Annotated in this window: 9 protein-coding genes and 2 rRNA genes; 1 reads left to right on the forward strand and 10 read right to left on the reverse strand. The window is 43.4% G+C overall.

What is annotated here, in order from left to right; translation table 11 throughout:
• The first annotated feature begins 272 nt into the window (after nt 1–272).
• Entirely contained in the window at nt 273–5,150 is a 4,878-nt protein-coding gene (locus ACOOFG_RS10205; RefSeq protein ID WP_420421368.1) for a hypothetical protein, read from the forward strand.
• Nucleotides 5,151–5,199: 49 nt separating this feature from the next.
• Here ACOOFG_RS10205 and yajC read toward each other — a convergent pair whose 3' ends face one another.
• From yajC to ACOOFG_RS10255, 10 genes are all read right to left on the reverse strand, one after another.
• Nucleotides 5,200–5,598: a preprotein translocase subunit YajC gene (gene yajC / locus ACOOFG_RS10210; protein ID WP_420421369.1), complete on the reverse strand. Its 399-nt coding sequence runs from the start codon at nt 5,596–5,598 to the stop codon at nt 5,200–5,202.
• A 57-nt stretch (nt 5,599–5,655) separates the two neighbouring features.
• On the reverse strand, nt 5,656–7,038 hold the full coding sequence (gene rlmD, locus ACOOFG_RS10215) for a 23S rRNA (uracil(1939)-C(5))-methyltransferase RlmD (protein ID WP_420421370.1): 1,383 nt from the start codon (nt 7,036–7,038) through the stop codon (nt 5,656–5,658).
• A gap of 39 nt (nt 7,039–7,077) precedes the next feature.
• Nucleotides 7,078–7,362, reverse strand: coding sequence for a histone (locus tag ACOOFG_RS10220; RefSeq protein ID WP_420421371.1), 285 nt, complete (start codon nt 7,360–7,362; stop codon nt 7,078–7,080).
• A gap of 74 nt (nt 7,363–7,436) precedes the next feature.
• Nucleotides 7,437–8,156 (reverse strand): ZIP family metal transporter, encoded by a 720-nt coding sequence (locus ACOOFG_RS10225; protein ID WP_420421372.1) that lies wholly within the window; start codon nt 8,154–8,156, stop codon nt 7,437–7,439.
• A 56-nt stretch (nt 8,157–8,212) separates the two neighbouring features.
• A complete protein-coding gene (locus ACOOFG_RS10230; protein ID WP_420421373.1) occupies nt 8,213–9,061 on the reverse strand; it encodes an aminotransferase class IV in 849 nt (282 codons plus the stop codon).
• A 229-nt stretch (nt 9,062–9,290) separates the two neighbouring features.
• Nucleotides 9,291–10,358 carry a hypothetical protein gene (locus ACOOFG_RS10235; protein ID WP_420421374.1) on the reverse strand — a complete coding sequence of 356 codons (1,068 nt, stop codon included), beginning with the start codon at nt 10,356–10,358 and terminating at the stop codon, nt 9,291–9,293.
• 55 nt (nt 10,359–10,413) lie between these two features.
• A complete protein-coding gene (locus ACOOFG_RS10240; protein ID WP_420421375.1) occupies nt 10,414–10,959 on the reverse strand; it encodes a hypothetical protein in 546 nt (181 codons plus the stop codon).
• Between the two features lie 5 nt (nt 10,960–10,964).
• On the reverse strand, nt 10,965–11,768 hold the full coding sequence (locus ACOOFG_RS10245) for a hypothetical protein (protein WP_420421376.1): 804 nt from the start codon (nt 11,766–11,768) through the stop codon (nt 10,965–10,967).
• Between the two features lie 66 nt (nt 11,769–11,834).
• Nucleotides 11,835–11,949, reverse strand: a 5S ribosomal RNA gene (rrf, locus tag ACOOFG_RS10250).
• Between the two features lie 85 nt (nt 11,950–12,034).
• Nucleotides 12,035–15,652, reverse strand: a 23S ribosomal RNA gene (locus ACOOFG_RS10255).
• Nucleotides 15,653–15,939 lie beyond the last annotated feature (287 nt).

Consider the following 15,939-nt stretch of genomic DNA (forward strand, 5'->3'; position numbering starts at 1 on the left):
AGTAAGACCACAAGAACCACTGTGGCAATAAATTTCGTCGTGAGAAAATGCTCCAAAAACAGGTTCGAATCCACATTAACCTCCCAAAAAGAACTCCATGCTACTCCTTCCGTTTTCAGAGTGCAATTCTTTTCTTAACGGCTTAGAGTTAAGAATAATAGATAAATTTTAAAATATTATTTATAAGTTAAATTAAAATTTTTTTATTATATATTAGTAAGGTATATTGTGATATAATTAATAAAATGAAAAGGAATTTTGGGATAATTTAGATGGCAACCATCAGTCGGGAACCAACTCTTCTATCTTCTGACATCGCTGTTGATTCTAAGCCACTTAGACTACAAAATCGGGATGATAGGGCTTATCAGAGATACCACAGAGGCATCTCTCCGGATGTTGCTAAGCTGGTAAAAACCAGTCATTTCCAAAATAAAGTCCGAGAAGTCATCCCAAGGCGAGATTTTGCCTTCTCAACGGAGGTTGAAATCCGTGTGAAGGAAAATGGCAGCGTCTTCATTCGGGAAAAAGAGGAAGATCCCTGGATCAAAATCTACAAGAAATCAGAGGTTGAATCTGCAGAGCTGGATGAACCCATTGACGAGATCGTCCGCAAGACCCGTGAGGCCTATGAGGGCCTCTTCCCAGATACCCCAGAAGAAGAGCCTAGGTCCCTGACTCATGAGAGAATTTCGGGCTCATCCCCATCCTGCCACCACTGCTGCAGCCACCACCACGCTCCAGAAAGCATGCTCTCCCGCGATGAGCTTATTCGAGATCTGCGTGACGAAGTGCGTGAATTACGACGAGAAATTGAGCGACTAAAAGACACCGAATCTCGCCCTCCAGTTGCCAAAGTGGCCGAGCTTGAACATGGACTTCGCCTTGCAACGGGTCGCATCGAGACCTTACCCGATATGGAACCCACACTGATCGCACAAAACAAAGAACTCCGTAGGCAAAAAGTTGAAATCAACGGTTTACGCGAAGATCTCACGCAAGCAAATAAAGACAAAGCAGCTCTCTTATTACTTCTCGCAGCAGCAAGTGAGAGCAACAAATCATTGCAAAGCCAATTACAATCGACAACCGAAGACTTAGGGCTCACTGAAGAAACTCTTGAAGCCGTGATGCAAGAGTTTGAAAAACTAGAAGGAGAAAAAGGCGTTGTCGAGAACACTTTCAAAGAGCGCACAGAACAACTTGGCAAAATGTTTGCTCTTTTCCTTGGAACAGCTGCTCTCTATCAGCAATCCCAATCCAAGATCACAGAACTTCGAGAAGAGTCCTCACGACTTGGTGAAGACAATGAAGCGCTTCAGCAAAACCTCGAAAAACGAACGAAAGAACTTCAAGTCGCAACAGTTCTACTTGTACTTGCAAGTGGGGCCCATCAACACAACCAACGAGAGTTACAAACTCTAAGAGACCTTCATGGAAAAGTGTCAGAAGAAAAAGAAGACTTAGCGCGCCAACTTGGGTTAGCCAAGCAAGAGGTCCAAAGACTTTCTGAAGTAGAACTTCCCAAGGAAATAGAAGCGCAGCGCCTTTTACGAATCGAATTAGAAGAAGCAAAGCAACAAGTTGAAGAACTCACCCCAAAGCTTGAAACAGCAACAAAAAGAGTCGCAGAACTTGAAGAGCTTTTACATAGCAAAGGTGAAGATCTAATCGCAGCCCAAGAAGCCACAAAAAAAGCTCAACGTGAATTACGAGAAGCTCAAGACTTTCATCAACAAGAACGCGAACGGCTCAGAAAAGAGTTTACAACTGAGAAAGATCTCTTGTCAGAAGAACACGAAGACGCCATGCGAAAGCTAAAATCGACGCATACTGAAGACCTCGAACGACAACTTCGAGAGCAACGAGAAAGCTTTGAAGAAACGTCTCGTCGCCTTGAAAGCCAATACAAAGAAAGCGAAAGAAAACTCACTGAAGCACATGGACTCAAAGTGCAGGAGCTTGAAGAGCAAGTTGAAAACCTAGGCTCGCAACTATTAAGAGAAACTCAACGCGCAGAAAAAGCCGAAAGACTCCTCGAAGAGAAGGGATCAGAACTAGGCGAGGCAAGAATAGAATTTGAAAAACAATTGCGTAGTAAAGACGAAGAAGTTCGCGTTGCCAAAAAAGCCACTGAAAGCGTCCAACGGGAATTAGACGAAGCTAACGAGTCTCATCGACAAGAAACTGAGCGACTCAGAAAGGAATCTACATCAGCAAAAGAACTCTTGTCAGCAGAACACGAAGAAGCCATGCGAAAACTAAAATCGACGCATGCAGAAGACCTCGAACGACAACTTCGGGAGCAACGAGAAAGCTTTGAAGAAGCGTCTCGTCGCCTTGACAGCCAATATAAAGAAAGCGAAAGAAAACTCACTGAAACGCATGGACTCAAAGTGCAGGAGCTTCAAGAGCAAATTGAAGGCCTAGGCTCGCAACTATTAAGAGAAACTCAACGCGCAGAAAAAGCCGAAAGACTTCTCGAAGAGAAGGGATCAGAACTAGGCGAGGCAAGAATAGAATTTGAAAAACAATTGCGTAGTAAAGACGAAGAAGTTCGCGTTGCCAAAAAAGCCACTGAAAGCGTCCAACGGGAATTAGACGAAGCTAACGAGTCTCATCGACAAGAAACTGAGCGACTCAGAAAGGAATCTGCATCAGCAAAAGAGCGCTTGACATCAGAGCACGAAGAAGCCATGCGAAAACTAAAATCGATGCATACAGCAGACCTCGAACGACAACTTCGGGAGCAACGAGAAAGCTTTGACGAAGAGTCGAGACGCCTCGAAAGTCAATACAAAGAAAGCGAAAGAAAACTCACTGAGCAATATGACCAGCATGTTCATGAGTTAGAAACTCAGCTTCAAAGACAAAAAGAATTTTTTGATGAGGCTTTTGCAAAACTTGAAAGAAGTTACAAGGAATCCGAAGCAAAGCTTAGGGAAGAGTTTGGCCTCGCACTTCATGCTGTTGGGATTGAGAAAACAAGTGCTGAAGCTAGAGCTGAAGAGTTGCAACAAAGAGCTTCTGAACTTGAAGAGATTTTAAGAGACGCTCATAGCAAAGTTTCAAATTTACCTCGCTCACTTACAGAGGATCTCGATGAATCGCCCTTCCCAGGAAAACACATTGCCGGAAAGATTGAGCATCTCTTAAGTGAAAATCAGCGACTCAATATGGAGATGGAAGAGCTCCAAGATCAATTACAAGAGGTTCGAGAAAGTCACGGAATCGAACGCAAGCAACTTGAAGAATCACAACGAAAAGAACTCGAACAGCTTGCTCACAAGGCCGAAGAAGCAATCTCAGAACTCAAATCTGATATTGAAGGGTATACTTCAGAAATCGAGCGCTTGGGAAAACGCGTGAGTGGACTCATTTCAGCTCAAATTCGTGATAAACAAAAGCTAGAGGACTTAGAAGAAATCAATCGCGAACTGCGTGAAGAGCTTTTGAAAACAGAGGAACGTGAAGAATCTAAACAAAAAGCGGTTTTAGGATTGAGGTCCACTGTATCAGATCTCGAACGCGATTTAGAAAAAACAGGCGATGCACTTGGCGTTGCTAACTCAGAGATCGTCGAGCAGGATCAAACCATCAAAAGATTAAGGCAAGAGATTCTCCAGCGAGGCAAAACAATTGAGCAATTAGAAAGAGATGTTTCAAGCCTCTCAGAAGATCGCGAAGAACTTTTTTCTCAACTATTTCGAGAAAAAGAAAAAAATAGAAAGGTCGAAGAAAAACTCCTCTCATCTGAAGAACGGGCTGCTCGACTAGAAAAAGAGCTCCAGGAAAAGAATGAAGCCTATGAGAACCTCAGAGAAAAAACAGAAATCGCCCTCGTCAATATGCAACGCGAAGCCAAGAGAAGCGCCTCAGAGTATGAGCAGCAGATTTTGGAACTCACAAGCGCCCTTGAGGAAAAGACGGAAAGAGTCTTAGAGCTCGAAGAAGAAAACCGCGCTTTACAACAAACAGTTGAAAAGCAAAACGAAGAGCTCCTAGCCCTAAGAAAAGAAGTTAAGCTTCTACGTGCAGAAAATCACGAACTTTGGAGCATCCTTGAACGGCTTGCAGCGATTCTTAAAGTCACAATTGATCGAGGCAATTTAGAAAAAACCGGACAGTCCATCTTAGAAGGCATTAAAACCTCTGCATTTGCAAAGGGTGCCTTAGGAGAAGTTGCCAGCCACATTGGCTTAGCTGAAGATGCTGAGCCATCCGCTATCCATCACCGCATTGAAGAACTTCTTCAGGCAGAAAAAAAAAATGAGATGATGCAAAAAGCAGAAGCCGCGCTTCTCTTGAAACAAGTCGAAGAACTTGAAGCTTCTCCTAAAAAAGTTGCGAGTTCGGGTGAATTGACCCCCCGCGTAGGGAGTTCAACAGAACCCTCAGCAGTCAAGGTTGCATCTCAGCAAGTTGCATCTGAACTCACAAAACTTGTGAATGGACTGGGAAGCAAGCCGATATGCTTATCAAGATTAACTCGCAGACAACGGGAAGTCCTTGAATACACTCAACGTGCACTTTCGAACCCTGCCAGCCTTCCGGGGTATAAAACAGCTGTAAGTCTCGTCCTCAGTCATGCAAAAACAAAAGCGGAGAGCAAAAACCAAAAAGGGTTTAACGAACATATTTACTCGAAAAATAGCTTGTTCGACTTCATTGACAGATTGGATGACTTCATCCGAAGTGCTCCAGAAATCAAACAGATTGATACATGTCAACTTCGGTTGGAAGAACTGACAAGTGAAGCGAGACAAGTGAGCGCAAAGGGAACCGCCATGAGTCACCAAGAAATCGAGACTGTCACAAGAATTCTGCGCGAGATCGAACGGTTTGAATCCATTCGACAAGCTGCGGTGCAAAGCTTCTTCACGTCCTTTGTTCATATGATAGACACAAGGGGCCACCGAGGAATCAATCGGTTTACAAAGCAAGAAACATCTGGAAGTTCCTTCCCACACTTTGCAAAAGAGCTCATGATTCAATTCGCAGCACTGAATCAACTTGACGAACGATATTACGTGGGTAAAGATCGTCGAAACGATTTAATTCCTGAATGTCAAAATGTAGAAGAATTGCGCGTTCTTACAGAAGTGCTTCAACAAAGTTTAGGGGCCCTTTTCGCAAAAATTGTGCTTTAGATCGTGTCGCCACAATCTAGATCCAAGCCCCTATCAAAAGAAAAACCTCTTAAGAATCTGCTCCATTTGTTTCAGCAGAAGAGATGTCAACTTTTTTATCTTCAGAGGCAGCGGGCTGCACATCTGAAATGGCAGCTTTAAGCACTTCGATCTTGGCTCCATCTACCATTTTTAAGATGAGTGTGTCGGTCTTGATTTGAGCGACAGTTCCAACGATTCCCATTGCAGTGACGCGGTCGCCTTTGGAAAGGTTTGTGCGCAAGTCGTTCATTTTTTTACGTCTTTTTTGCTCTGGGCGCCAAAGAATGAGGTAAAAGAACACAAGTGCAATACCAATCATCATGAGAGTTTGATACATGCCTTGTCCACGCGCTGGCGCTGGCGCTTCATCTGCAAAAAGCGATGCAGACGCTAGAATGGGAAGTGAAAAGAGTAAACCTTTTTTCATGGGATTCCTTCGTTAAAAATTTTCTAAAACTTTTTTCTATTATATCTAAAGGATTGGTTATTTTTCTAGAACACAAATGTTTTCTATATGGGGAGTATGAGGAAATTGATCGACAGGCTGGATTTGGGTCAAATGATACCCTTGCTGGGTCAATTCAAAAATATTTTCACTTTGGGTTGTGGGATTGCACGAAACATATAGAATTTTTTTGGGGGAGAGACGCAAGATGTTTTCGAGCGCTTTAGCATCGAGACCCGTCCGCGGTGGATCGACGATGGCCAAATCGGCAGTGAGTTGAAACTCCGATAACACTTCACCAACATCGCCCCGAATCATCTTCATATTGGAAAGATTGTTCTGTTCAATATTTGTTTCTGCATCGCAGACAGCATAAGCGCACAGCTCAATCCCTAAGACTTTTTTAACATAAGGAGCAAAGATCATGCCTAAGGAACCAGAGCCTGCATAAAGGTCATAGACACGCATGGAAGGGTCAGGACGTGCCAAATCCAATGCGCGCTCAAAAAGTTTTTCTGCTTGAAAGGTATTGGGTTGAAAAAAGGAAGCAGGGCTGATGTGAAATTTCAGAGTTTGATCTTTGATTTTCAGTTCTTCTTTCAACCCATCGGGTCCTTGCAGATGCATTTCATAAAAGGTTGTGGGACGCCCTTTTTCAGCCTTATGGATCCGTAGATAAATGCTCGGGTTTTCGCCAGGAAGCACTTCAAGCATGGCCTGCTTGAAAGAGTCTAAGTCTGATTGTTTCACAAAATGCTCGTGATCGCCTGATACTGTGAGGAAAATCATCTTTTCCCCTGTTCTTTTGCCTTCCCTCAAAGTCAATGTGCGGAGAGAGCCGGTCCCCGAAGGAGGGTGAAAGGCTTTTAAGTTACGTGATTCCCACCATTTGATGGCCTGAAGTCGCATGGTTGTAAACCAGGGAGATGTGAGGTGACACTCTTGCAAGGTCAGAACCTTTCCACGGCTGCGGGTCATGATCAGCCCTAAAAACTTTTCGCCATCTTTGTTTTCTGAAAAAGTGAACTCCATTTTGTTGCGGTATTGCCAGGGCTCTTTGCACGGTACGATCGGATGAAAAGTTGCGTTTTCAAGGTAGTGAGCAAAGAGTTTACGTACTTTATCTTCTTTTTGTTGGAGTTGGGCAGCATACTTCAGCCGTTGCCAGCTGCAACCACCACATGTTCCTGCATGGATGCATCGAGGCTCAGTCCGATCTTTTGAAGCTTGAAGAAGTTTGAGAAGCGTTCCTTGATAAGCCCCTTTTTTCCGTTTGCCTAGAGTTACTTCTAGCTTATCCCCAACAACTGCTGAAACAACTTCTACTTTAACAGGAGGCTGATCTTCTTGTCTTTGGAGTAGGGCAAGGCCGTGGCCTTTCTTGGAATAGTCTGTGATGGTAAGATCAAATGTTTTTTTCAACTGGAATTGTACCTCCTATGATCAGGAGGTACATGATACCTAACGCTTGGTTTTCCGACGAGTGGTTTTCGTCTTCTTGCGCGTGGCTTTTTTGGCTGGTGTTTTGGTTTTTTTCTTGGTAGTTTTCTTTTTTGTCTTTCTCTTGCCCCCTCTTTCGGCAACCATTGATTCTTTACGGTATTGCTTGGCTAACTTTGCAAATTTAATGGTTCCTGTGCGTACCCGCTGCGAAGCGGCTTTGACTCCCCGCTCTGCTTTTTTGAGATCGCTTGTCATCTCTTCAAGCATGATGTGCATTTTCTTCACTGTATCTTTCAGCGCCATCGGACTGATATCCTCCGAAAATTAAGTCTCTCTTTTTTCAATAAAAAACGGCTCGTTATTTGCGCAATAATTTTCTACGAAAAGTTTTGAAATATAATAATGACTAAAAATCCCAAGAAAAAACTTCCCAAAATCCAAAAGTTGTCGTGGACTTTATGAGCTTCGGCAATCAACTCTTCAATTCCTAAAAAGAGAAGTGCTGCAACACCAAATGCGAGAGTTTCTGTCAGGACTTGCGCAGGCATGTGCGAAATGATGGAACTTCCTACAAGTGCTCCAATTGGAAGAAGAATCGTTATGAGGATAATCAGAGTGTATTGGTGTTTTTTATGAAACTCCGATTTTCTTAAACGAGAAGAAAGAGCAAGAACAAGAAAAAAAGCACAGAAACTCAGGGAAATCGCAATGAGAATTCCTCCTGACATTCCTGCAAGAAAGGAAACACCGATCAACAGGCCATCAAGAAAAAGATCTAATGCTGAACCAATGAGTAATCCCATGGGTAACTTAGTGGTCGATCCTTTTTTTGATAAATAATGAGCAAATTCATGCACCCCTAACATCACAGCTGCTCCAAGCACAAAACCCACTCCAATGGAAACTGGAGAACCATGATTGAGTATTTTTGGGAGAAGTTCTGTCGCAACAGCTCCTACAACAATCCCAGCGACAAAGTGTTGCAAACCACTCATGACTTTTTTGGGAAACGAGTAAATGGTAGCGAGACCACCCCCAATTAATGCAACTATCATGGGAATCAGCGCAAAGGCTGTAATGAGCAAAGGAGACGTCATATCAGCTCTAGGTGTTATTGAACTCTAACACTCTCATACTAAGCAAAAATAAAACTTTAAAGAACTTTTTGAAATGGAGATTCAATCGACTTAGTGTAAGCTGAAAAACTTTCCATCAATCTATGAGTCAGAGGATGCATGGACAAAGAAATGTCATCGACTTGGACAACTGGCACAACTTCTTTACTACTCGAAGTAATAAACGCGCCATCAAAGGATTTAAGCTCATCGTAACCAATGGTACGGATTTCAACAGAAATCCCCAGTTTTTCTAAAAGTTCAAGGATAACTTGTCTGGTGATCCCGAAGATGATTCCTTCTCCCGTGGTGACAACAGTCGACCCTCTGATACCAAAAAAGTTTGCCGTCCCCGTTTCTAGCAGAGTGTTGTTGTGACTCACAAATAGAACGTCGTGTCCTCCCCTTTTTTGTGCACGACGAATCGCCACAATGGCTGGTAAGTAGTGAATGCTTTTGCATGCAGGGAAAGGCCTCTCATAAACTTCTGTGACAAGAGAGACTCCCTTTTCATACATCTCTTTAGGAAAAGGTTGTACTGGATAAACCACGGCAAAAAAAGTGGGTCGATCGTCTGGAAGGTACTGATCGGTTGACTGCCCTCCTGTAAGGAAGATTTTAATGTTGGCTTCGGAATAAGGAGCTTTTTCGAGAAGTTGCTCAATGACCTCTGCTACTTCATGCATGGAAAGTGGAAGAGGAATTTCAATTTCCTTTGCAGAAGCTTCAAAACGTTTGAGATGATCCCATAGACGAAAAGGAAGCTTTTGGTAGGTCCGCAAAAAATCAAACACACCGTAGCCACGCATGATACTAAGATCAAGCACAGAAATTTTAGCTTCCTCAGCGGGGAGGATCTGATCATCTATATAGACTAAGCCTTCCATGTGCATAGAATACTATAGGCAGAATTATTCTTCAAAACTTCCAATCCTAAAAAGAAGCGTTTTTGCTTAGATAGTGTCGTCACGAGATGTGCAATAAAGAAGCAGCTCATGGAAGAAAAGTTCAATGCGATTAGATCGTAGGAAGCTCAAATCGAGCTTTGGAAGGAAGGCAACGACGAAATTTTCTCCAGAAGTCGTTTAAGGATTGACCATCTTATGGCGACACTATCTAGAGTTCATCTCCAAAGAAAAAGCGGTTTTTAAAAAAGGCTATGAGGAGAGTTGAAAAGAAGTAGAGGAACGAGCAGATGAAAATGGTGCTCAGTAAAAGATACCGAAGAGGCATACAGTTCGCCTCTTGGGGGGTGCTATGTGCGGCTAGAGGTCGAGCTGGTGTGACAGGGCGATGAATTGGGGCTGTAGAAGATGCATGAAACTCACAACTTTCTTTAACTTCTTCCAGGGTTTGAACATGCGGGTAATTTTGCAAAACGTACTCTGTAAATGCCCGAGGTTGTTGGTAATTTGACGTCGGACACTCTTTTAGATATTCATTCAAGTCACTTCTTAAAGTAACCAAGTCAGACTGCAATTGAAGATGTTCCAACCATGCCTTGGTTTTAGATGCATTCAGTTCATAGCGTATTGCAGCAAGCACTGCTGTAGCATACTCTCGATCATAAGTCATAAATTTTTCAATGATTCCATCTGAAGGAGGTTCATACTTCGGTTCAAGAAAGCTGGCAGCAAAATCGATCAAAAAAATAAGATGGATCAAAGAAAAGTCTCGACTATCACTATTCGAGCGTTGACGTATAATTGCGACCCTTATTGGAGCGCTTAGCTGTTCTTGACTCCAATCAATATCTGTATCTGGATAGCGAAGTTTAGTTTCCCACAAAGGACACGTAGTTAACTCTTTTACAGACTTGCTACACCATGGGCATCTGGCACCAAGCTCTTTAAACTTCTCGAGTTGAGAATAAGAAATGACATGTATGTTTTTAAAAAGGTCTGCTGGTATCCTTCCTTCATCAATAGAAGGGAGATCCTCCATACTACACCATTCACGCACTTGTTCGAAATTAATCCTTCCATCAGGTTTTAAACAATATGCGAAATGATCTGTAAAAAAAAGTTGGGCAAGCTTATTGATTTTGACAAACTCTTCAAAACTCTCGCGCTGGCAGTCTGGAATATAAAAACAAGACGATGTTTTATCATAAGAATAGATGTCCGTAGGGGTCATTTCAGGACTAAAGTGTGCGGGAAAAAGCTGAGGAGAAACGTTTGCCATGGTTCAACTAAGGCTTATTTTTCAAAGGGATCATATCACAGCTTTAAGAAGAAATCTACTCGTGACTAAATTTTGTGCGGAAATATTCAAATATGTGAAACCCAATTTTCAAAATGAATAACCCTACTATGCACTTGAAAATGAAGTATAAAAATTGTTTGTCATTTTGAGTAGTGGTCCCTTCATCTGGAACAGCCTTTTCTTCCTGATCATCAGCAGGAAAAAGAACACGTCGGACCGGGTCTTTCGGGTTTTCGACCTGGATCGGGTTTTGAAGAGATTGAAAAATGCGTGCAGCATACTCATGAGTGTAGAACCTTGCAAGGCGCTCTTTGGCGGGAGTATTCACGCGAGGTTGAAGGGGAACTATTTCATAATCTTCTTCATCTAAATTTACAGAAGGATATATGCGACACTCCCTACGTTCTACATCAAAATTAATTTCTTTTGTTTTGATGTGAGAAATCTTTAAGAAAGCTGGAAAATCCATATTTTGAGCAGCAATTTGCTGGGCCTTGCGGACAAGCTGATCGTCCCCAACTGACGCTAGTGGATAGACGAGTATTCCTGGCTCTTCATCATCAATATCGACTCCCGACATGTTGCCTAACAAAAAGTGTTGGCTCGAGTAAATGCCTCCGGGATGCAGAACTGAAGTTGTACGCTTGCCTGGTCGATAACGTGAGTACTCAACCTTAATACCAGGGTTTTCTTGCCTACGGACGACGCGGGAAAATCCATGATCCGTAAATGCTTCCTTTGTGTGTCTAAATACTTATGGGCCACGTATCGAATCGCTTCAATGTCGGGCTCATTTGCATAGAGTAAACCCACTAGAACATAATGATGCAGACTTGTCAGAACTCTCTTTGGTCCCGAAAAACATCTAAATGCAAGCTCCCTAATCTCATCAATCTCACTAGGAAAGGTAACATTGGGAAAAACATGACAAACAACAGTGTCTTGAAATAGAGTTGATGCTTCTACTCTCTCAGAATATGTTAAAAAATCACATTGATTGACCGCATCTTTTCCATGAGAAATCATGATCTCTAATGCGATCTGAATTTTCTGCTCTTTTCTAAGAGGTAAAGAAGAAATGAGTGGTTTAAAAAAATCTTGCGCTGTTGAAGTTTCAAGACTAATCGAAAGGACTTCTTCTTGATAGGTGAATAGATAAATCAAAATCTCATACTGATCGTCATGATCTAAATCAGTAAAAGAATGCTGGTTTTCCTTTATAGCGCGATACAGACTTGTTATAACCTGCTGCTTTTTATAGTCGTCGAGATCATAAAAATAACTTTCTTCAAGACCAATCTGCTGTTCTAGCGTCTCGTCTAAAACAACACCGTAGACTTCTCGTCTAAATTCGAGACTGCCAGGTCTTGGTGTTTCATAACATGCCATGTTGATCTATTGCCCTCACCAAAAAAAAAGCCATCCTAAGGTTTCCCTCAGGATGGCGAAATGAAAACTTGGCGACGACCTACTCTCCCGTACTCTAGTGCACAGTACCATCGGCGATGAAGAGCTTAACTTCTGAGTTCGGGATGGGATCAGGTGTTTCCTCTTCTCTACAGCCACCAAGAAAATTGAAAAGTCATCTTGATCATAACCTGACTTGAAACAACGCTTGAGAAAGCACTCAATCATTTTTCAATGATGAAAAAAAAAAGATTAAGCCGATGGACAGATTAGTACTGGTTAGCTCAATACATTGCTGTACTTACACACCCAGCCTATCAACCCTGTCGTCTTCAGGTTGTCTCATAGGGATACTTTATCTTGAAGGAGGCTTGGCGTTTAGATGCTTTCAACGCTTATCCTTTCCGAACATAGCTACCCGGCAATGCTCTTGGCAGAACAACCGGAACACCATTGGTTCGTCCACTTCGGTCCTCTCGTACTAGAAGCAGCTCTTCTCAAGTATCCTACGCCCACAGCAGATAGGGACCAAACTGTCTCACGACGTTCTGAACCCAGCTCGCGTACCGCTTTAATTGGCGAACAGCCAAACCCTTGGGACCTTCTACAGCCCCAGGATGCGATGAGCCGACATCGAGGTGCCAAACCGCCACGTCGATATGAACTCTTGGTGGCGATAAGCCTGTTATCCCCGGAGTACCTTTTATCCGTTAAGCGACGGCGATTCCACTTTCCACCGCCGGATCACTAAGTCCTACTTTCGTACCTGCTCGACTCGTTGGTCTCGCAGTCAACTTGCCTTATACCTTTACGCTCTAATCGTGATTGCCAACCACGATGAGGCAAGCTTTGAACTCCTCCGTTACATTTTAGGAGGATACCGCCCCAGTCAAACTGCCCGTCTGACAATGTCCGAACCCCGGATTCACGGGGCTTCGTTAGATTTTCAACATGTCAAGGCCGGTATTTCAAGGATGGCTCCAGAAATCCTGACGAATCTCTTTCACAGCCTCCCGGCTATCCTACACATGACAAGTCAAAAGCCAATATCAGAGTACAGTAAAGGTTCACGGGGTCTTTCCGTCTAGCTGCGGGTAAACGGCATCTTCACCGCTACTACAATTTCACCGAGTCTCTCGTTGAGACAGCGCCCAGATCGTTACGCCATTCGTGCAGGTCGGAACTTACCCGACAAGGAATTTCGCTCGATTAGTCCCTTTTGTTTCCAAAAGAGTCGGACTCTATCTTAGTTTGAAGACGATTCATTTGATTCTTGATCTCTCGAATTTCTTCGATTCCATCTTGAGTCAAATGATCACCTCTTTGGATTTTCAAGAGTATTTTCCTAAATTTTTGAAAATCTATTCGCTTTTTTGTCTTAAGCAAATGTTTTTCAAAAAAAGGTATGATTACTTTGAGTAAATGCTCAATTCCTCTAACACGATAACACATTCTATCTTGGTGGTTCTTACGAACTACACCACATCCAAAATGTGATTTCAGTGCAAAGAGTACTTGAACATCTCGCTCGTGTTGGACAACAGTGAATTCAGGTAACACTTGGTAACCCATTGATATTTCATCATGTTTACTTATTGAAACATGAAAACATCCTTCACAATCGACAAATCCGACTATCCATTGTGCATCTAAATGCATTTCAAACTCCAAACGTTTGGTCTCTGAGGATTCCAATTTAGCTCTTAGTTAACTTGACTCACCTGGGACAAGTTCTCACCTAAGAGTTTCAATCAATTAGTCTTTCCTGCGGATCGCCCACATATCTTTAAGGATTTTTACTGCTTAGATTTCTCTAAACGAGTACCTTAAAGCTTTTGAGGGTTTTCCCGCATATAGTTTGGTTTTACTAAGGCTAGCTATTAACCTTAGGACCGTTATAGTTACGGCCGCCATTCACCAGGGCTTAAATTCAGCGCTTCGCCCCAAAGGGCTGACGCCTCCTGTTGACCTTTTGGCATTGGGCAGGCATCACACCATATACTTCCTCTTAGACGAGTTTGCATAGTGCTGTGTTTTTGTTAAACAGTCGCCTGGGCCATTTCTCTGCGGCCCCCCGATGCTTATCCGCGAGGGAATCACACCAAGGGGCTCCTCTTCTTCCGAAGTTACGAGGATAATTTGCCGAGTTCCTTAACGAGAGTTGTCTCGCGCGCCTGAGAATACTCATCATGCCTACCTGTGTCGGTTTTGGTACGGTCACCATCAACGGTTAGAGACTATTTCTTGGAAGCCTAGCGCTACACCATCGGTTCCCCCGAAGGTTCCCCTTGTCCCCTACCTGGCTTTCCCTCAGCGGATTTACCTACTGAGCCACCTCATAGAGAAACGAACATCCAATAGTTCGCGTGCTTAACATACTTCGTCGTCCCATCACCATAGTTTTAGGTGGCGCAGGAATATTTAACCTGCTTTCCATCGCCTACGCATTTCTGCCTCGGCTTAGGGGCCGGCTAACCCAGGGAAGACGAGCTTTACCCTGGAAACCTTAGGCTTTCGGCGAGGAAGATTCTCACTTCCTTTATCGTGTACTCATGCCATGCATCCTCACTAGTATGCGCTCCAACACTCCTTACGGTATATCTTCACCGCACATACTACGCTCTCCTACCGCGCCATACTAATGTATGACACCCGCGATTTCGGCTCTATGCTTAGTCCCGTTTATTATCGGCGCAAAATCTCTCGGTTGGTGAGCTGTTACGCACTCTTTAAATGGTGGCTGCCTCTAAGCCAACATTCCAACTGTCTGTGAAACTTCACATCCTTACTCACTTAGCATAGAATTAGGGGCCTTAATCGGCGATCTGGGCTGTTCCCCTCTTGACAATGAAGCTTATCCCCCACTGTCTATCTCCTGACTTAACTTTTAGTATTCGGAGTTTGGTTTCCGTCGGTAGGCCGGTAGGCCCCCTTGGGAATCCAGTGCTCTACCCCCAAAAGTCTGAAAGTCAAGGCTAACCCTAAAGTTATTTCGGAGAGAACAAGATATCTCCAAGTTTGATTGGCCTTTCACCCCTATCCACAACTCATCCAAGTATTTTTCAACATACACTGGTTCGGACCTTCACTCGATGTTACTCGAGCTTCATCCTGGTCATGGATAGATCACTTGGTTTCGTGTCTAAATCATACGACTGTAAGCGCTATTAACGCTCGCTTTCACTCCGGCTCCGGAACGGATATTCCTTAACCTAGCCGTATAACTTAACTCGCTGGCTCATCATGCAAAAGGCACGCCATCAGCCATTTCCCTAAAAGGGATATAGGCCTCTGACCGCTTGTAAGCTACTGGTTTCAGATTCTATTTCACTCCCCTAACAGGGGTTCTTTTCACCTTTCCACCACTGTACTTGTGCACTATCGGTCATCGACGAGTATTTAGCCTTGGAGAGTGGTCTCCCCAGATTCAGACCGGGTTTCACGTGTCCGGCCCTACTCAGGTGCTAATCTCACTTAAGTTTTCCTTTTGCACACGGGGCTCTCACCCTGTATCGCTCACCTTCCCAGATGATTATGCTAAGTCCAATTAAGCTTTGTGACTAGTCCTACAACCCCGAAAATAAATTTTCGGTTTGGGCTATTCCCACTTCGCTCGCCGCTACTACGGGAATCTCAATTGATTTCTGTTCCTCTGCCTACTTAGATGTCTCAATTCAGCAGGTATCGCCTTCCTACCCTATGTATTCAGATAGGAATAGTGGAGGACTAACTCCACTGGGTTTCCCCATTCGGAAATCTTCGGTTCAATGCTTCTCTCCAGCTCCCCGAAGCTTATCGCAGGTACGCACGTCCTTCATCGCCTGTCGATGCCAAGGCATCCACCAATAGCTCTTAATAGCTTAATCAATAATTCGTGATCGGATATTCAACCGACTTTCCTCCCGCAAGCCAGGCTCACAGGAAAAATGCGATTGAATACCTTTCATCATTGATTTGATAATGAGTACTTGTTTCTCAAGCGCTGATTCAAATCAGCTTTGCTAGATATTTATATAGATTTACTATCTATGATAACTTTTCAATTTCTGTCAAGAAAACGCAGTTGCGCCATCTCGACAGTAAAAGCGAAGTGACAAGAGAACATAAGGTTTGCTCAACCTAGATTGGCAAAAAGCTCAAGGCTCTTTGCTAT

Origin of the sequence: Simkania sp. (assembly GCF_965215465.1) — a bacterium.
In the GTDB taxonomy this organism is placed as follows: Bacteria; Chlamydiota; Chlamydiia; order Chlamydiales; family Simkaniaceae; genus Simkania.